This is a genomic window from Phascolarctobacterium succinatutens YIT 12067 (genome assembly GCF_000188175.1).
GTDB classification, from domain to species: domain Bacteria; phylum Bacillota; class Negativicutes; order Acidaminococcales; family Acidaminococcaceae; genus Phascolarctobacterium_A; species Phascolarctobacterium_A succinatutens.
In genome coordinates this window covers 49299-65951 of the sequence record NZ_GL830907.1, presented here as the reverse complement: position 1 = coordinate 65951, position 16653 = coordinate 49299, and the positions used below count along the sequence as shown (strand labels likewise).

Below are 16653 nucleotides of genomic sequence, written 5' to 3'. Positions count from 1 at the left end.
GTGCCTGCACGCCGTAAATTCCTGAAAACCGTGAGCACCGAGGGACGTTATATCAGCGAGCTGTTGACAAGGCTGGCGCTCTCGCGTCCTGATGTGCGTTTTAAGCTGGTGAACAATGATAAAGAGGTGCTCAGTACTCCCGGTGACGGAGATTTAGAGCATGCTATCAGAGCACTGTACGGCAAGAATGTTGCTGAAAACCTTTTGGAGGTATCGCTGAACGATCCTAAGGTAAGAATTAGCGGCTTTATCGGCAAGCCTACGCTGTTGAAGGGAACACGCCAGTGGCAGACGTTCTTCGTTAACGGCCGCTGCATCGGCAGCAAGATGCTTTCCAAGGCTATGGACCATGCATACCAGTCGCAGATTCCCAAAAGCGGCTTTCCCTTTGCTGTCATCAATTTAAAGGTTGATACAGCCAGTGTTGATGTTAACGTGCATCCGCAGAAGAGCGAAATCAAATTCAGTGATGATAGTCTTATTTACAAGGCTATGTATAAGGCGCTGACCGATGCGCTGACGAAGCCGATGAGCGCCAAAAAGACGCAGGTAACGCTGCTGCCGGATTCAGAGCTGAATGTGTTTGTGAAGCCACAATCTATTTCAACTCCGGTTACACCTGCACCCCAGCCTAAGCCGGCGTATCAGGCGCCGCAGCCTGTGTTCAAGAGCGGTGCAGAGCCGATTTTTAAAACGCCGGAGCGCAAGGAAGATGCGCAGCTTGCAACTGCTTCCGAAAGTTTACTGGTGCCTGAACAGCCTGTGCCTGCTGTAAAAAAAGAGCAGGGAGAGCAGCAGACAATGTGGCAGCCGTTTGATGATTTCACTCAAACCGCCGCAACAGTTTCTTACAGCAAGGGATATCAGGAGCCTGTGCTGGAGGTGCATGAGGCGCGCAGCGAATTTGCTAAGCCGCAGCCGGCGGAGGCTGCACCTGCGGCTGACAGGGAAACTATTGCTTTTACCGATACCGACAGCGGTATGGATACTATCTGGCCGATTGGTCAGGTTGATAAAACATTTATTATTGCCCAAAGCGAAACAACGCTTTATCTTATTGATCAGCATGCTGCCCATGAGCGCATTCTTTATGACAAGCTTGTGGCTTCGCATGAGCAGATTCCGTCGCAGCAGCTTTTGATGCCGTTGTATGTGGATATGGCTGCCGATGATATTGCGTTGATTGAGGAGCACAGGGATGAATTTCTGGCTTTGGGTGTGGATGCTGCCAGCGCCGGCGAAAGCTTGCTGCGCGTGAGCAGTTTGCCGGCGGATATCAAGGCAGATTCTGCTGAGGATTTTATCAACGCTATCAGCAAAATGCTGCGGGAAATGCGTAATGTCAACGGCAGTGATTTGCGGCAGGAGGTGCTGCACATGACTGCCTGCAAGGCAGCGATTAAGGCAGGACAGCTGCTGAATATGCGGCAGATGCGTCAGCTGATTATTGATTTGTGCAATACTACGCATCCCTTTACCTGCCCACACGGCAGACCTTGCATGATTGAAATTGACAGCAATCAGCTGTATAAAATGTTTAAAAGGACGGGCTTTTAATGCTTACAGGCAAAATTGGCGTAACAACGGCCAGAAATGCTACAGGCAGCGCCGCTGCAGCTCAGGCTAGGGCCTGGGCGGAGCAGCTGGGCGCACTTTATGTGGAGCGTCCGCACAATATGGGCGTAGACGAGCTTATGGCGCAACATGACTTGGCGGCGCTGGTTGTGGGCGAAAAGGACGGTCCGCGTATTCACAGTGCCGCAGGCAGCTTTGCCTATCATCCTGGTATGGCGGTGCTGCGTCTGCAGCAGCTGAAACGTAGCGCGACGGAGCATTTGCTGACGGCGTTGGACCTGCGTCCGGGGAAAAGAGTGCTGGATGCTACGCTGGGCCTGGCGGCGGATGCCGCCATCAGCTCCTATGCTGTCGGTGAGGATGGAACGGTTGTGGGGTTGGAGGCTTCACCGCTGCTGTATTTTGCCGTGAGCTATGGCCTTAAAAATTATGTTGCCGAGGATGCTGACCTGACGGCGGCATTGCGCCGGATTCAGCCGGTGCAGGCGCTGGCGGAGGATTATCTGACGCAGTGTGCACCGGACAGCTTTGACGTTGTTTATTTCGATCCGATGTTCCGCCATCCTGTCAACGGTGCCAAGGGCATGGAAGCATTGCGTCCGCTTTCCTACGAGGAAGCGCTGTCGGCAGAAACGCTGCAGCTGGCATTGCGTGTAGCACCGCGCGTGGTTATCAAAGAGCGCAGCGAATATATTCTGCGCGAGTATGGTTGCGAGGAATTTATCGGCGGAAAATACAGCAGGATTAAGTACGGAATAATAAAAAGGTGATTTATGTTGCAAAAACCCAAGGTAGTTGTTATTTTAGGAGCGACAGCAACCGGAAAAAGTCATTGCGCTATTGAGATTGCCAAGCAGTTTCAGGGCGAAATAATTTCCGGTGATTCAATGCTGGTTTATAAAAATATGAATATCGGTACTGCCAAGCCAACTGCTGAGGAACTAGCTGCCGTACCGCATCATCTGGTGGATATTCTGCCGCCGGACGCATCCTTCAGCGTTGTGGATTTTAAGGAGCGTGCGTCTGCGCTGATTACGGAAATCAATGCGCGCGGACATCTGCCGATAATTGCCGGCGGTACAGGTTTGTACATCAAAGCGCTGCTCGAGGATTATGCCTTTAACAATGCGGATGAGGACAGCGATCTGCGCCGCAGGCTGGAGGCCGAGGCACAGGAAAAAGGCGCGTTGGCGCTGCATGCGCGTCTGCAGGAGCTGGCGCCGCATGAGGCGGAGCGCATTCATCCCAATAATGTGCGCCGCGTTATCCGTGCGCTGGAATCTGCTATGCAGGGCGAGGCTGTCAACCAGTACGGGGCGCAGGAAAGTCCTTATGATGCCGTAGTTATCGGTTTGGAGATGGAGCGTCAGGCGCTGTACGAGCGCATCAACAGGCGTGTGGATTTGATGCTGGAGGCCGGTCTGGAGCAGGAGGTGCGCAGTCTGCTGGAGCAGGGCGTAGCGCCCGAGTGCCAGTCGATGCAGAGCATCGGCTACAGACAGATGGTATGGTATCTTAACGGCAGTATGGATTACGCGGCTGCCGTAGACAAGCTGAAGCAGGCAACGCGTAACTTTGCCAAGCGGCAGATTACCTGGTATAAAAAAATGCCGTATATTCACTGGCTGCATTTGGATGAAGAGCCTGATTATAAGCAGGCAGTGGCAGAAATTTCCGAAATACTTGTAGAAAGTGGTATTTCGGTGTAAAATATAAGTATAAAGAGGAGTGTAGGTTTTTAGGAATCTGTGCTTCCGGAGATAACGAAAATGAGTAGGAGGGGCTTTTAATGATTACTTCAGTAAAACCCGCAATGAATTTGCAAGACAGCTTTTTAAACCATGTTCGCAAGGAAAACCTGGGTGTTATCATCTATCTGATGAACGGTTTCCAAATCCGTGGCTTAGTAAGAGGTTTTGACAACTTTACTGTTATTATTGAAAACGAAGGCAAACAGCAGCTTGTTTACAAGCATGCTATTTCCACTATTTCTCCGGCAACTAATATTACTATTATGCAGCCTGAGAAAAAAGAATATTAATAAAGTTATGATTATAAAGAAAAACGGCGCATAAGCGTTGTTTTTCTTTTTCTGAAAGAGATTGCATCCGGCAAAATTTACAAGCGGCGAATTTGCGGTATGGAGGCAGGTTTTTATGTTTGACTATCTGGCCTTGTTTCAGGAATATCTGACGGTAGAGCTGGGACTGGCAAAAAATACACAGCTGGCGTATATGCGTGATTTGCGCCTGCTGATGAAAAGCCTGCAGCTGAAGGCAGATGAGGAGCTGCTGCAGGTTTCGCGACAGCAGCTGATTGCCTATCTTGTGCGGTTGAAGCAGGAGGGCCGCGCTGCCTCGACGGTGGCACGCAAGCTGGCTTCGATTAAGGCGTTTTACCGTTTTCTTACGGCAGAGCGTTATATCCGACGCAATCCTGCCGAGGTGCTGGAGGCGGCGAGCAGAGGACTGCATTTGCCGAAGGTGCTGAGCGTTCAGGAGGTCGAAAGGCTTTTGGATGAGCCTAATTTGGGAACCTTGGACGGTTATCGCGACAAGACAATGCTGGAGCTTTTATATGCTACCGGCATGCGTGTGTCTGAGCTGGTAAATGTGCCGGTGAAAAATGTTGATATGAAGATGCAGTATGTCATTGTTATGGGCAAGGGCTCCAAGGAGCGTATGTTGCCGTTAGGCCGTACTGCGCTGCATTATCTGGAGCATTATTTGTCTGTGGTACGCCCGCAGCTTCTGCATGGCAAGCCTGATACGGCTGCAGAGCTTTTTGTAACCGGTTGGGGCGGGCCGATGACAAGGGAGCGTTTTTACGAAATTATTGTGGCATACGGCAAGAGCGCAGGCATCAGCAAGCGCGTTACACCGCATATGCTGCGTCATTCCTTTGCGACGCATCTTTTAAATAACGGCACCGACCTGCGCATAGTGCAGGAGCTTTTGGGACATGCAGATATTTCCACCACGCAGATATATACGCATCTTGATGTGGAGCGTTTGCGCGAGGTGTACGATAAAACGCACCCACGGGCTTAGAAAGGAGAACACCTATGACAAAAGCGAGCAAGAAAAAATCCTCCGGCAGTAAATATGCTGTGCTGATTTTAACAGCGGTTATTGCGATTGTTGCCATTGGCTGCGGACTTTTTTATGCCACCAGCAACAGCAAGAAGGATGTTTTGGACAAGAAGGGTGACGAGCCGCAGACGGTAAGTCTGCTGGATGAATCTATAGAAGCACAACGATTGTTGGATAATATTTTGCTGCAGAAAAATAATTGGCAGCTGATTGAAAATGATCATGGCAAAAAGGATGTTGAGGTTGAAGAATCCGGTGCCAAAGTGCAGATTAACCAGCGTGAGCTGGCAGTTGGCGTACCTTCCGGTACAAGCCTTGCCGGTGCCTGCGACTGGCTGCAGACAAAGGCTGAGCAGGCCGGACTGGTTTATATCAGCGGCAAGCCTGCCAAATATAAAAAATGGGATGCCTATAAGGCTGAAATTGGTATTAAGGTTAAGGCCGGTGCAGGCAGCAAGAGCTTTGTAACGGATACTGTGATTTTCTTCCATAACATTAACCTGACCAAGCAGGATAAGGATGTTAAGGATTTACCGGAGCAAAAGGCAGAAGAGGAGCAGCAGGGGACCGTCAGGCAATTCAGAGGAAAAGTAGCCATCGTTATTGATGACTGCGGTTATGATATGGCGCCGGTGCGCAAGCTGCTGAATACCGGGCTGCCGTTCAGCTATGCGATATTGCCGTATAAGCAGTACAGCAGCGATGTTCTGGAGATGGTGAAGGCTAAGGGGCGTGTGCCGATGCTGCACTTGCCGATGGAGCCTATTGACCGCAGTGCTATGAGCGAGGGCGCTGCTACTATCCGTACGGATTTGTCTGCGGCGGAGAAGCTGTCCCTGACGCGGCGTGCGCTTAACAGTCTGCCGGGAGTGATGGGTGTAAATAATCACCAGGGCTCGAAGGCGACTGCAGATAAGGATACTATGAGAGTTGTTTTGCAGGAGCTGCGTCGTCAGAAGCTCTTCTTTGTGGACAGCCGTACAAATTCTGCGTCGGTAGCACGCAATATGGCGCAGCAGCTGGATGTTTCTACTGCCCGCAATGATATCTTTTTGGATAACAGCTCTGACGTGCAGGCGATTCGTCAGCAGATATATAAGGCTTTCGCTATGGCGGAAAAGAATGGCAGCGTTATTGCTATCTGTCATGCCAGACCGAATACTGCCAAATGTTGGGAGATGTATGCGGCGGAGTTTAAGCGGACGGGGATAACCTTTGTGCCGGTGACGGAACTGCTGTATTAAATTTAGATTTGGAGTTAGATTCGGCTTCTTTCATAACTGAAAGAAGTTGGCAAGAAAGGTTTGCGCCTGATAACTGCGCAACCAACATATCGTTCCGCTCAGAAAAAATTTTCCCGTGCCCACAGGGCACAACGCAAATTTCGTGTGGAACCAGAACGAAGCGTCGCAAAAACTCGCGCAAAGCTTAGAGTTTTTGCAATATGAGTGCGGTGTAGCGCTCAAACAGTTGCGTCGTTTAGCGGTTCGTGTCAGACCAATCAGCCTCGCTCTTCGAGCTTGCTTCTTGGGACACTATCGCATGGCGCGCATGAGCCAATCAGCTTCGTCCAGCGGACTCGCTTCTTGGATGCGCCCGCATATGGTTCCGGACACTCATTTGCTAAAATTTTTATTCGCTGCACGATATATTTAGTTGCTTGCTCTGGTGTGTTGTTCAAGAGTTGTAATTATTAAGAAAAAGTTTTCTGCTGTTTGCAAAACTCTAATTTACATAAACTGAATCGAGGTAAGAAAATGTCTAATTATGTAGAAGAAACAATCGGTAAATATGAAAAGTATATCAATCCCGCTCAGGCAAAGCTGTTCCGCTTCATGGGCCTGGCAAGCATTGAAGGCCATGCTGAGGGCTGGACTATTACCGACAGCGAAGGTCAGGAGTTTATTGACTGCCTGGGCGGTTACGGTATGTTTGCTTTAGGCCATCGTCATCCGAAGGTTGTTGAGGCTGTGGAAAAAGAGCTGCATGCTATGCCGATGTGCGGCAAGGTGCTGTTCAACCGTCCGATGGCTGATTTGGCGGAGGCATTGGCCGAGATTACTCCCGGTGAGCTGCAGTACAGCTTTTTTGTCAATAGCGGTACCGAATCCGTTGAAGGCTGTCTGAAGGTAGCACGTCTGGCAACAAAACGCAAAAAGTTCGTTGCTGCAAAGAATGCTTTTCACGGCAAAACTTTTGGCAGCTTAACTGCTACCGGCCGTGATATGTATCGCGAGCCGTTTAAACCGCTGCTGGATGGCTTTACTCATGTAGAATACGGAGACGCCGCAGCTGTTGATGCTGCTGTTGATGAAGATACCGCTGCCGTTATTCTGGAGCCTGTTCAGGGCGAGGGCGGCATTATTGTTCCGCCTGCAGGTTACCTGCGTGAGGTGAAGGAAATTTGCGAGAAGAAGGGTGCTCTGCTGATTGCCGACGAGGTACAGACCGGTATCGGCCGTACCGGCGAATGGTTCGGCGTTAATTATGACGGTGTTACTCCCGACATGATGGCATGCGCTAAGGCTTTGGGCGGCGGTGTAATGCCCATAGGTGCGATTATCGGTACTCCGCGTGCCTGGGCCGGTCTTATTGAAGCACCGTTCCTGCACACCTCTACCTTTGGCGGTAACCAGCTGGCCTGCGCTGCCGGTGTAGCAGCCATCAAGGCTATCAAGGAAGAGGATATGCTGCGTCGCGGACGTGAGGCAGGTGCTTATCTGAAGGCTGGTCTGGAGGCTATCGCTGCGGAATATCCTTCCGTTATCAAGGAAGTACGCGGTCGAGGTATGATGATCGGCATTGAGCTGACCAAAGAGGGTGCCGGCGGTATGCTGATGAGCCTGATGATTAACCAGCACATTATTGTTGCTTATACCTTGAACAATCCTAAGGTTATCCGTATGGAGCCGCCGCTGATTATGCCTAAAGAGGTTATCGACCATGTTCTGGAGGCTTTCAGAGGTGCTGTTAAGGAAACTGCGGATGTTATTGAAGATTTATAAGAGGAGATAAGATTATGCCTTATGTAGAGAGCAAAACCACCATCAAGGGCGATGGTGCAAAAATTTATGATATTATCAAGGATATGGCTGCTTACCCTAATTTTATGCATGACCTGGTAAGCGTAGAAATTTTGGAGCGCGGTGAGAATTATACTGTTTCTCATTGGGTAAGTAATGTTGACGGACGCAAAATCGTCTGGACCGAGCGCGATACATTCTATCCTGAGGAGCTGAAAATTACCTATGCTCAGACCGAGGGTGATTTAAAGAAAATGGAAGGCTCCTGGCTGATTACACCGCAGGCTGACGGCTGCGAGGTAACGCTGGCAGTTGATTTTGAGTTCGGTATTCCGATGATTGCCGGCCTCCTGAATCCTATTCTTAAGAAAAAAGTTCGTGAAAACAGTGAAAATATGTTAAACTCTATCAAGGCCCAAATTGAAAAATAAGTAATTACTTGTTATAATAGATATGTTGAAAATGTATTCTATTAATGCCTGTACCTGTTTACAGTGCAGGTCTTTTATGAGGAGGAAATTACTTAGATGAAAACAGCGTTTTTAATGGCGTTAATGACAGCGCTGCTGATGCTCCTGGGCGACTTCTTCGGTGGTCTGCGCGGCATGACCGTAATGCTTTTTGTAGGCGTGGCAATGAACTTCTTTGCTTATTGGAACAGCGATAAGATGGTTCTGGCACACTATGATGCACAACAGGTTGACCGCAACAGTGCGCCGGAGCTGTACGGAATAGTAGAAAAGCTGGCTAAAAAAGCCAATATTCCTATGCCGAATGTTTATATTATCAATAGTCCGGTGCCTAACGCTTTTGCTACCGGCAGAAATCCGGAGCATGCTGCCGTTGCGGTAAATACTGCGCTGGCAGATATGCTGACCAAGGAAGAGTTGGCCGGTGTTTTGGGTCATGAGCTGAGTCACATTATGCATCATGATATTTTGGTAAGTACTATTGCCGCTTCTATGGCAGGTGCTATTTCCACGATTGCCCAATGGGGTATGTTCTTTGGCGGCGGACGTGATGAGGATGGCGAAAGCCGTAATCCTATCGCTTCTATTCTGGTTATGATTTTGGCGCCTCTAGCAGCTATGCTGATTCAGATGGCAGTATCCCGTTCCCGCGAATATATGGCAGATAAATCCGGCGGTGAGCTTTGCGGCAATCCAAATGCTCTGGCTGATGCCCTGCTGAAGATTGAAGCCTATGCGGAGCGTCGTGTAATGCCCGGTGCTACCGAAGCAACTGCGCATATGTTTATTATCAACCCCTTTGCCGGTGTTGATGCCAAGCAGCTTTTCAGTACTCACCCCGCAACTGAGGAAAGAGTTCAGCTGCTGCGTGAGCAGGCAAGAAAAATGGGTATCCGTTAATAATTCAACTATACCTCTAAGTCACATCGGTGACTGGGTTAGTATAAAAATTTAATTACACTTTAAGGAGAGATTTACAAATGGAACAAACACTCGTACTCGTAAAACCTGATGGAGTTAAGAAAAATCTGATCGGCGATATCATCGCTCGTTTCGAACACAAAGGCCTGCAAGTTGCAGCTCTGAAACTGGTTAAAGTTACCGAAGCTCAAGCTAAATTCCACTATGCTGAGCATGAAGGCAAACCCTTCTTCGGCGAACTGGTTGACTTCATTACCTCCGCTCCGCTGGTTTGCGCTGTAATCCGCGGCGAAAACGCTATCAAAGCTGTTCGTCAACTGAACGGTGCTACCAACCCGATCGAAGCAGTTCCCGGTTCTATCCGCGGCGACTTCGCTCTGAGCATCGGTGAAAACATTGTTCACGGTTCCGACAGCCCGGAAGCTGCTGAACGCGAAATCAACAACTTCTTCGCTCCGGAAGAAATTTACTAATTAACTTTAGCCTTTCGGCGGCCATGAGCTGACTGAGAGGGGGTACACTCTCACGGAAAGGATGGTGCAGAAATGAAGAAAGCTGCTGTTTATACCAGAACCGGTGACAAAGGAACTACAGGTTTGTACACCGGAGAACGCGTTCCCAAGCAAAGCCTGCGTGTAGAAGCCTATGGTACTGTGGATGAAATTTCCTCGGCATTAGGTTTGGCACGTGCTCAGGTTACGCGTGAGGATGTGCGTGAAACCATTTTCAATGTACAAAAGCTGCTCATGTCTGTGATGGCTGACATTGCCAGCCTCAACCTGCCCGAACCTTACATCAAAGAAGAACACGTTAAGCTGTTTGAAGATATAATCGACAAGTTTGATTCTCTGCTGCAGCCGCTGGGCCATTTTATTATCCCCGGCGATACTGTAGGTGCTGCCGCACTGGACATCGCACGCACTACTACCCGTCGTGCCGAGCGTTGCCTGCTGCGTCTGGCTGAAAACGAACCGGTTAACCCCAATGTTCTGGTTTGCCTGAACCGTTTGTCTGATTTGTGCTTTATTCTGGCACGTGTAGAATGCGAAGTAAAATAAGCATTGCTGATTAAGGAATAGAAGCTTCTGCCTGTGGCCCTTGGCCGCAGACGGAGGCTTTTTGCTTTGCATGCAGTGATTTGTCACACTATTCCCTGCCGTTAAGAAGAATACGTGTATACAATCGTGTGAAGTATTGTACACTATATATTGATGTGATACAATACTATACATGGGCTTCGGGAAAAAGCCTTAAATTGTAAACGTGTTTTAAATTTTTACTGGGGGGAATTTTTTTATGTTGGAGATTTTGAATTCTATTGATGGCTTCATTTGGGGCCCGCCTTTGATGATGCTGCTTATGGGCACAGGCATTTTAATGAGCGTCCGTCTTGGTCTGCTTCAGGTTATGAAGCTGCCTAAAGCCTTGCAGCTGATTTTTACCGCCCGCAGCAAGGGCGAAGGTGATGTAAGCAGCTTTCAGGCTTTGTGCACTGCTTTGGCCGCAACTGTCGGCACCGGTAATATCGTTGGCGTAGCAACGGCAATTAAGCTCGGTGGTCCTGGTGCTCTGCTGTGGATGTGGCTCGCTGCTTTCTTCGGTATGGCAACCAAATATTCCGAAGGCGTGCTGGCTGTTAAGTATCGTACCTATGATGAAAACGGTAACGCTTCCGGCGGTCCGATGTACTATATCGAACAGGGCTTGGGCAAAAAATTTAAGCCTTTGGCTGTAATGTTCTCTATCTTCGGTGTTATGACTGCCTGCTTGGGCAGCGGTACCTTTACTCAGGTAAATGCAATCACCTCTATTGTTAATGTATCCTTTGGCGTTTCCGAATACGTTGTAGCAGCAATCCTGACTGTTCTTGTTGCTGTTGTTATTATCGGCGGTCTGCAATCCATTGCTAACGTAGCAAGCAAGATTGTTCCTTTCATGGCTGCTGTTTATGTTATCGTAACCGTTTCTGTGCTGCTATTTTATGCTGATGCTCTTCCGGCAGCAATTAAGCTGGTTATCGACGGTGCCTTCAACGGTACTGCGGCAGCAGGCGGCTTTGCCGGTGCCGGAATTATGCTGGCAATGCGCAGCGGTATCGCCCGCGGTATTTATTCCAACGAATCCGGCTTGGGCTCTGCTCCTATCGTAGCAGCTGCAGCGAAAACCAAATGGCCTGCAGAACAGGGCCTTGTTTCTATGACCGGTACCTTTATCGATACCATCATTATCTGCACCATGACCGGCCTGTCCATCATCGTCAGCGGTGCCTGGACCGGCGACCTGAACGGTGCTGCTCTGACTGAGGCTGCTTTTGCTTCTGCTTTCCCGGCTGTTGCCAAGTATGTCCTGACCGGCGGCCTGGTACTCTTCGCCTTCACCACTATTATCGGCTGGAGCTATTACGGCGAGCGTTGCGCAGAATATCTCTTCGGCGTAAAATGCATCATGCCTTACCGTATCGGTTACATCATTCTGGTAGGTCTGGGCGTATTCCTGAAGCTGGAAATGATTTGGATTATTGCCGATATCGTTAACGGTCTGATGGCTATTCCTAACCTGATTGCTTTGCTGGGCCTGAGCGGGGTAGTTGTTGCAGAAACCAAGCTGTACTTCGAGCATTGGGAAAAGGTTCACAGCCGTCGCAAACAGCTTGCTGAGATTCGTGAAGATCTGGCAACTGAAAATAATTAATTAGTATTTACGAAAGCCATTGCGGAAATATGCAATGGCTTTTTTTCATTAAGTTTTTGTGTCATCTGTATTTTTATGTCTTTAGTGTGTTATAATATACATATCAAGATAATAGGAGAATAAAATGGTTTATGGTTTGTTAGCTTTGCTGGTGGTTCTGCTGGACCAGGCAACAAAGTATTATGTGGTAACACATTTTGCGTTAGGGGAGAGCGTACCGGTGATTAATAATGTATTTCACTGGACGTTTATACTGAATCGTGGTGCCGCCTTCGGCATGCTGGAGGGCAGCCGTTGGCTGTTCGTAATGATTGCGGTTGCTGTAATCGGCGGTGTCTGGTTTATGCGCCGTGAGATTGCCAAAAGCGGCGTAATGGCCTGCTGGGGAACAGCGCTTTTTGCCGGCGGTGCTTTGGGTAACCTGATTGACCGCACTACACGCGGTGTGGTAATTGACTTTTTTGATTTTCGTATCTGGCCGATATTTAATGTGGCCGATATAGCAATTTGTGTGGGAGTAGGTTTGATTATATGGAGCATATTGAAAACGGAGCTGCTGAGCAGCAACGATTGATTATAACTGAACAAGAGGCCGGACAGCGTGCCGATGTAGGCTTGGCGGCAATGCTGGAGCTTACACGCTCGAATATGCAGAAGCTGCTGGAGGAGGGCCGTGCTGTGCGCGGCAGCAAGGTGCTGAAATCCAACTACAAGCTGCGTCTGGGTGACGAAATTGATGTTACTCTGCCTGAGCCGCAGCCTCTGGATGTACAGCCGGAAAATATTCCTCTGGATATTATTTATGAGGATGAGGATGTTGTTGTTGTCAACAAAGCGCGCGGGATGGTAGTCCACCCGGCGGCCGGCAATTTAAACGGAACGCTGGTCAATGCGCTTTTGTATCACTGCAAAAACTTATCCGGTATCAACGGCGTTATCCGCCCGGGTATCGTGCACCGTCTGGATAAGGATACCAGCGGTATTATGATTTGTGCCAAGAATGATGCGGCGCATCTTTCTCTGTCGCAGCAGATACAGGCTAAAACCGCCCAGCGTACCTATCTTGCTGTAGTACGCGGCAACATAAAGACAGACAGCGGCGTGATTGAAACGCTTATCGCCCGTGATAAAAACGACCGTAAGAAAATGGCGGTTGTCAAAGAAGGCGGACGTGATGCTGTTACCGAATACGAGGTGCTGGAGCGCTTCGGCAAATATACTATTGTGCGCTGCCGCCTGCGAACGGGACGCACGCATCAGATTCGCGTACATATGGAGTATCTGGGCTATCCTTTGGTTGGTGACCCAAAATATTCTCCGATGAAAACTCCCTTCAGCATTCAGGGACAGGCTCTGCATTCGCAGACACTGGAATTTACCCACCCACGTACGGGAGAACGCTTGAGCTTTGAAGCTCCGCTGCCGGAGGATATGCATAAGATTGTTACCCGCCTGCGCCTGGGACAGTTTAATTAGCAGAGTTCTGCCTTAGGGCAGTCTTGATAGCAGGTTAAAAAGCCTGAATAAAAATAAGAGGTGAGCCAAATGAGCAATTTTGTTAAAAAGAATGTTATTATGGATGCAGAGGCTATGCGTCGTGCAATTGTCCGTATTTCTCATGAAATTATCGAAAGAAATAAAGGCGTAGACAATGTTGTTATTGTCGGTATCCGTACCCGCGGTGTACCTATTGCGGAACGTCTGGCAGCAGCAATTAAAGATATAGAGAATGTTGAGCTGCCGGTAGGAATGCTGGATATCACTCTTTATCGTGATGACCTGTCTACTCTTGCATATAATCCTATTGTACACGGTACAGAAATTGCCCTGGATCTGAACGGCAAAACCGTAATTCTGGTTGATGATGTGCTGTACACCGGCCGTACCATCCGTGCCGCTCTTGATGCTGTTATGGATATGGGCCGTCCGAAGGCTATTCAGCTGGCAGTGCTTATCGACCGCGGACATCGCGAGCTGCCGATTCGTGCTGACTTTGCCGGCAAAAATGTTCCTACCTCCCACAAGGAAGCTATCAACGTATACCTGGCAGAGGAAGACGGCATTGATGAAGTAGCAATCGGTGATATCGAAGAATAATCGACCGTAGCTTGTTAATGGAACAGGAGGAGATTCTATGCAGCAGGCTGAAATGTTGCGCAATGAGGCTTTGGGCGCAACTTTGGTAAAAAAATTGAAGTTGCGTGGCTTTGATGCTTATTACTGTGCTGATAAGCAGGCAGCGCTTAAGCAGGCTTTGGCGCTGATTCCGCAGGATGATGTTGTTTCCTGGGGCGGTTCTGTAACGATTGATGAAATAGGCCTTTTGAGCGCAGTAAAGGAGCGCAATAAGGTTATCGACAGAGCTGCGGCAGCAACTCCGGAAGAAAAAACAGAATTGATGCGTCAGGCGCTTTTATGTGATACATATTTAATGAGCAGCAATGCCATCAGCAGCGACGGTCAGCTGGTAAATATTGACGGCAACGGCAACCGTTGCGCCGCTTTGATTTTCGGACCGAAGCAGGTGCTGGTTATTGCCGGTATGAACAAGGTTACAGGCTCCTTGGAGGCTGCCATGGACAGAGCGCGCAATGTAGCTGCGCCGATAAATGCCAAAAGGTTTGCCGGACTGCAGACACCTTGTTATAAAGCTGGCCTTTGCGGTGACTGCCTTTCTGCGGACTGCATCTGCTCGCAGATTGTTATAACGCGTACCAGTCGTAATAAGGGACGCATTAAAATCATTTTAGTTGGCGAAAGCTTAGGATTCTGATTTTAGGGGAGTTGTTTAGCGTTGGTGTTAGCAGCTCCCTTTTGCTTAAGAAAGCAGGTGAAAAAATGGCTCGTACTATTATTCTGTTGTTGGATTCCTTCGGTATCGGTTATGCCCATGATGCCGAAGCTTATGGTGATAAGGGTGCAGATACCTTGGGCCATATCTGCGATTGGCTGGCGAAAAATCCGCGGCACGCAGGCGAAGCGCCGATGCCGTTGCATTTGCCGCATCTGGCTGAGCGCGGACTGCAGGCAGCTGCCGAGCTGAGCCGCGGCGAAGCGTTGCCGGCAGGCTTAGGCGCCGAGCATACAATCGGTGCTTATACCTATGCGCAGGAGGTCAGCCGCGGTAAGGATACACTGAGCGGACATTGGGAAATCAGCGGTGTGCCGGTTAAATTTGACTGGGGCTATTTCCCGGATGTGCCGAAATGCTTTCCGCAGGAGCTGGTGGATGCAATTATCAGCCAAGGCAATTTGCCGGGAGTGCTGGGCGAATGCCATGCCAGTGGTACCGAAATCATCAAGGAGATGGGCGAGGAGCATGTAAGAAGCGGCAAGCCGATTATTTATACCTCCGCCGACAGCGTGTTGCAGATAGCAGCGCACGAGGAAGCCTTTGGCCTGGAGCGCTTGTATGATTTGTGCAAGCTAGCTTTTAAGCTGGTGCAGCCGTATAATATTGCCCGGGTAATAGCGCGTCCGTTCGTCGGCACCTGTGCTGCGGATTTTACCCGCACAACCAACCGTCACGATTACGCAGTACCGGCACCACAGCCGACATTGCTTGATAAAATGGTTGCAGCCGGCGGCAGCGTTTACGCCGTAGGCAAGATTGCCGATATTTTTGCGCATCGCGGTATTACGAAGCATTATGCGGCAGGCGGACTGGATAAGCTGGTAGATGCAACGAAGCAGGCTGTAGCCGATGCTATGGATAATACCATTGTCTTTACTAATTTTGTTGACTTTGATTCCTCCTACGGACATCGCCGTGACATTCAGGGCTATGGTGAGGCACTGGAATATTTCGACAGCAGATTGCCGGAAATTACCGCTCTGCTGCATCCGGACGATTTGCTGCTGATGACGGCGGACCACGGCAATGACCCCAGCTGGAGCGGCACGGACCATACGCGCGAAAAAATTCCCGTACTCTTTTCGGGAGCAGGCATTGAATGCAAGCAGCTTAAGCCTATGCAGACCTTTGCCGATATAGGACAGACGATTGCCGATTATATGAAAATAGAACCAACCCTTACTGGAACTAAAGCGGACTTGTTTTGAAAGAGGTGGACAATATGAGCAAACATTACGCAGCACCTGAGGAGATTTTATACCATGTAGGTTTTTCGGCACAGCAACTGCAGGGCGCAACTGTTGCCGTGCTTCCCGGTGACCCCGGACGTGTGGAGCCTTTGGCGAAGGCCTTGGGCAGTGATGCAAGCTTTATTGCCAGCCATCGCGAATACACCAGCTGGCTGACTAAAATCAGCGATACTCCGGTACTTGTCTGCTCTACGGGAATGGGCGGTCCTTCCGTAGCAATTTGTCTGGAAGAGCTGGCGCGTATGGGTATCAAAAAGCTCATCCGCTTCGGTACGACGGGAACGATTCAGGAAAAGGTTAATCTGGGTGATATTATTGTTGATAAGGCAGCTGTTCGCCTTGACGGCACCTCGCAGCACTATGCGCCGTTGGAGTTCCCGGCTGTTGCCAGCTTTGAGGTGACAACCGCACTGGTAATGGCAGCCAAGAATGCCGGTGCGCTCTATCATTTGGGCATTGCGGCCTCCAGCGACACCTTCTGGCCGGGACAGGAGCGTTACGACAGCTTCACCGGCTATGTACCGCGCCGCTTCCGTGGGACGATGCAGGAATGGCAGGCGCTGGGCGTGCTGAACTATGAAATGGAAACCTCTGCTTTGTTCGTGACCTCGCAGGCGTTAGGCTTAGAGGCCGGTGCTGTCTGCGGCGTGGTAGTTAAGCGCACGCAGAGCGAAAGCGTAGCACCGCCTGATGTTTATCAACGTGCCTTCGGCTATATGGTGCAGGTGACACGCGGAGCTGTTGAGCTGTTGTTGGCAGCGGATGCCGATTAATTGG

The 16653-nt window shown here is 49.7% G+C and carries 18 protein-coding genes; all 18 read left to right on the top strand.

Annotated elements, in window-relative coordinates; genetic code table 11:
* Window positions 1–1557 (top strand): DNA mismatch repair endonuclease MutL (mutL, locus tag HMPREF9443_RS07220; protein ID WP_040565238.1); only part of this gene is annotated, 1557 nt, incomplete at its 5' end.
* On the top strand, window positions 1557–2345 hold the full coding sequence (locus HMPREF9443_RS07215; RefSeq protein WP_009145915.1) for a class I SAM-dependent methyltransferase: 789 nt from the start codon (window positions 1557–1559) through the stop codon (window positions 2343–2345). The genes mutL and HMPREF9443_RS07215, both read left to right, overlap by 1 nt.
* A gap of 3 nt (window positions 2346–2348) precedes the next feature.
* Window positions 2349–3284, top strand: a complete 936-nt coding sequence (gene miaA / locus HMPREF9443_RS07210) for a tRNA (adenosine(37)-N6)-dimethylallyltransferase MiaA (RefSeq protein ID WP_009145914.1) — start codon at window positions 2349–2351, stop codon at window positions 3282–3284.
* 80 nt (window positions 3285–3364) lie between these two features.
* Window positions 3365–3616 carry an RNA chaperone Hfq gene (gene hfq, locus HMPREF9443_RS07205; protein ID WP_009145913.1) on the top strand — a complete coding sequence of 84 codons (252 nt, stop codon included), beginning with the start codon at window positions 3365–3367 and terminating at the stop codon, window positions 3614–3616.
* Between the two features lie 115 nt (window positions 3617–3731).
* The gene (xerD, locus tag HMPREF9443_RS07200; protein WP_009145912.1) at window positions 3732–4625 is read left to right on the top strand and encodes a site-specific tyrosine recombinase XerD; all 894 of its coding nucleotides are present in this window, start codon (window positions 3732–3734) and stop codon (window positions 4623–4625) included.
* 14 nt (window positions 4626–4639) lie between these two features.
* On the top strand, window positions 4640–5911 hold the full coding sequence (locus HMPREF9443_RS10375) for a divergent polysaccharide deacetylase family protein (RefSeq protein WP_009145911.1): 1272 nt from the start codon (window positions 4640–4642) through the stop codon (window positions 5909–5911).
* 513 nt (window positions 5912–6424) lie between these two features.
* Window positions 6425–7672 (top strand): aminotransferase class III-fold pyridoxal phosphate-dependent enzyme, encoded by a 1248-nt coding sequence (locus HMPREF9443_RS07190; RefSeq protein ID WP_009145910.1) that lies wholly within the window; start codon window positions 6425–6427, stop codon window positions 7670–7672.
* A 14-nt stretch (window positions 7673–7686) separates the two neighbouring features.
* Window positions 7687–8121, top strand: a complete 435-nt coding sequence (locus tag HMPREF9443_RS07185) for a type II toxin-antitoxin system RatA family toxin (RefSeq protein ID WP_009145909.1) — start codon at window positions 7687–7689, stop codon at window positions 8119–8121.
* A 96-nt stretch (window positions 8122–8217) separates the two neighbouring features.
* A complete protein-coding gene (htpX, locus tag HMPREF9443_RS07180) occupies window positions 8218–9060 on the top strand; it encodes a zinc metalloprotease HtpX (RefSeq protein WP_009145908.1) in 843 nt (280 codons plus the stop codon).
* A gap of 80 nt (window positions 9061–9140) precedes the next feature.
* On the top strand, window positions 9141–9554 hold the full coding sequence (ndk, locus tag HMPREF9443_RS07175; RefSeq protein ID WP_009145907.1) for a nucleoside-diphosphate kinase: 414 nt from the start codon (window positions 9141–9143) through the stop codon (window positions 9552–9554).
* 72 nt (window positions 9555–9626) lie between these two features.
* Window positions 9627–10139: a cob(I)yrinic acid a,c-diamide adenosyltransferase gene (locus HMPREF9443_RS07170; RefSeq protein ID WP_009145906.1), complete on the top strand. Its 513-nt coding sequence runs from the start codon at window positions 9627–9629 to the stop codon at window positions 10137–10139.
* Between the two features lie 238 nt (window positions 10140–10377).
* The gene (locus HMPREF9443_RS07165; protein ID WP_009145905.1) at window positions 10378–11772 is read left to right on the top strand and encodes an alanine/glycine:cation symporter family protein; all 1395 of its coding nucleotides are present in this window, start codon (window positions 10378–10380) and stop codon (window positions 11770–11772) included.
* 124 nt (window positions 11773–11896) lie between these two features.
* Window positions 11897–12346, top strand: coding sequence for a signal peptidase II (lspA, locus tag HMPREF9443_RS07160; protein ID WP_009145904.1), 450 nt, complete (start codon window positions 11897–11899; stop codon window positions 12344–12346).
* Entirely contained in the window at window positions 12304–13248 is a 945-nt protein-coding gene (locus HMPREF9443_RS07155; protein ID WP_009145903.1) for an RluA family pseudouridine synthase, read from the top strand. Before lspA ends, HMPREF9443_RS07155 begins: the two co-directional genes overlap by 43 nt.
* Before the next feature lie 69 nt (window positions 13249–13317).
* Window positions 13318–13869, top strand: coding sequence for a bifunctional pyr operon transcriptional regulator/uracil phosphoribosyltransferase PyrR (gene pyrR, locus HMPREF9443_RS07150; protein ID WP_009145902.1), 552 nt, complete (start codon window positions 13318–13320; stop codon window positions 13867–13869).
* A 37-nt stretch (window positions 13870–13906) separates the two neighbouring features.
* On the top strand, window positions 13907–14545 hold the full coding sequence (locus HMPREF9443_RS07145; RefSeq protein WP_009145901.1) for a lactate utilization protein: 639 nt from the start codon (window positions 13907–13909) through the stop codon (window positions 14543–14545).
* Between the two features lie 65 nt (window positions 14546–14610).
* The gene (locus HMPREF9443_RS07140) at window positions 14611–15834 is read left to right on the top strand and encodes a phosphopentomutase (RefSeq protein ID WP_040565237.1); all 1224 of its coding nucleotides are present in this window, start codon (window positions 14611–14613) and stop codon (window positions 15832–15834) included.
* A gap of 14 nt (window positions 15835–15848) precedes the next feature.
* A complete protein-coding gene (udp, locus tag HMPREF9443_RS07135) occupies window positions 15849–16649 on the top strand; it encodes a uridine phosphorylase (protein ID WP_040565236.1) in 801 nt (266 codons plus the stop codon).
* Window positions 16650–16653 lie beyond the last annotated feature (4 nt).

What these genes read in the sequence shown, in the direction of transcription:
- HMPREF9443_RS07215 (WP_009145915.1), top strand. Translation starts at nt 1,557, where the DNA reads ATGCTTACAGGCAAAATTGGCGTAACAACGGCCAGAAATGCTACAGGC.
- miaA (WP_009145914.1), top strand. Translation starts at nt 2,349, where the DNA reads ATGTTGCAAAAACCCAAGGTAGTTGTTATTTTAGGAGCGACAGCAACC.
- hfq (WP_009145913.1), top strand. Translation starts at nt 3,365, where the DNA reads ATGATTACTTCAGTAAAACCCGCAATGAATTTGCAAGACAGCTTTTTA.
- xerD (WP_009145912.1), top strand. Translation starts at nt 3,732, where the DNA reads ATGTTTGACTATCTGGCCTTGTTTCAGGAATATCTGACGGTAGAGCTG.
- HMPREF9443_RS10375 (WP_009145911.1), top strand. Translation starts at nt 4,640, where the DNA reads ATGACAAAAGCGAGCAAGAAAAAATCCTCCGGCAGTAAATATGCTGTG.
- HMPREF9443_RS07190 (WP_009145910.1), top strand. Translation starts at nt 6,425, where the DNA reads ATGTCTAATTATGTAGAAGAAACAATCGGTAAATATGAAAAGTATATC.
- HMPREF9443_RS07185 (WP_009145909.1), top strand. Translation starts at nt 7,687, where the DNA reads ATGCCTTATGTAGAGAGCAAAACCACCATCAAGGGCGATGGTGCAAAA.
- htpX (WP_009145908.1), top strand. Translation starts at nt 8,218, where the DNA reads ATGAAAACAGCGTTTTTAATGGCGTTAATGACAGCGCTGCTGATGCTC.
- ndk (WP_009145907.1), top strand. Translation starts at nt 9,141, where the DNA reads ATGGAACAAACACTCGTACTCGTAAAACCTGATGGAGTTAAGAAAAAT.
- HMPREF9443_RS07170 (WP_009145906.1), top strand. Translation starts at nt 9,627, where the DNA reads ATGAAGAAAGCTGCTGTTTATACCAGAACCGGTGACAAAGGAACTACA.
- HMPREF9443_RS07165 (WP_009145905.1), top strand. Translation starts at nt 10,378, where the DNA reads ATGTTGGAGATTTTGAATTCTATTGATGGCTTCATTTGGGGCCCGCCT.
- lspA (WP_009145904.1), top strand. Translation starts at nt 11,897, where the DNA reads ATGGTTTATGGTTTGTTAGCTTTGCTGGTGGTTCTGCTGGACCAGGCA.
- HMPREF9443_RS07155 (WP_009145903.1), top strand. Translation starts at nt 12,304, where the DNA reads ATGGAGCATATTGAAAACGGAGCTGCTGAGCAGCAACGATTGATTATA.
- pyrR (WP_009145902.1), top strand. Translation starts at nt 13,318, where the DNA reads ATGAGCAATTTTGTTAAAAAGAATGTTATTATGGATGCAGAGGCTATG.
- HMPREF9443_RS07145 (WP_009145901.1), top strand. Translation starts at nt 13,907, where the DNA reads ATGCAGCAGGCTGAAATGTTGCGCAATGAGGCTTTGGGCGCAACTTTG.
- HMPREF9443_RS07140 (WP_040565237.1), top strand. Translation starts at nt 14,611, where the DNA reads ATGGCTCGTACTATTATTCTGTTGTTGGATTCCTTCGGTATCGGTTAT.
- udp (WP_040565236.1), top strand. Translation starts at nt 15,849, where the DNA reads ATGAGCAAACATTACGCAGCACCTGAGGAGATTTTATACCATGTAGGT.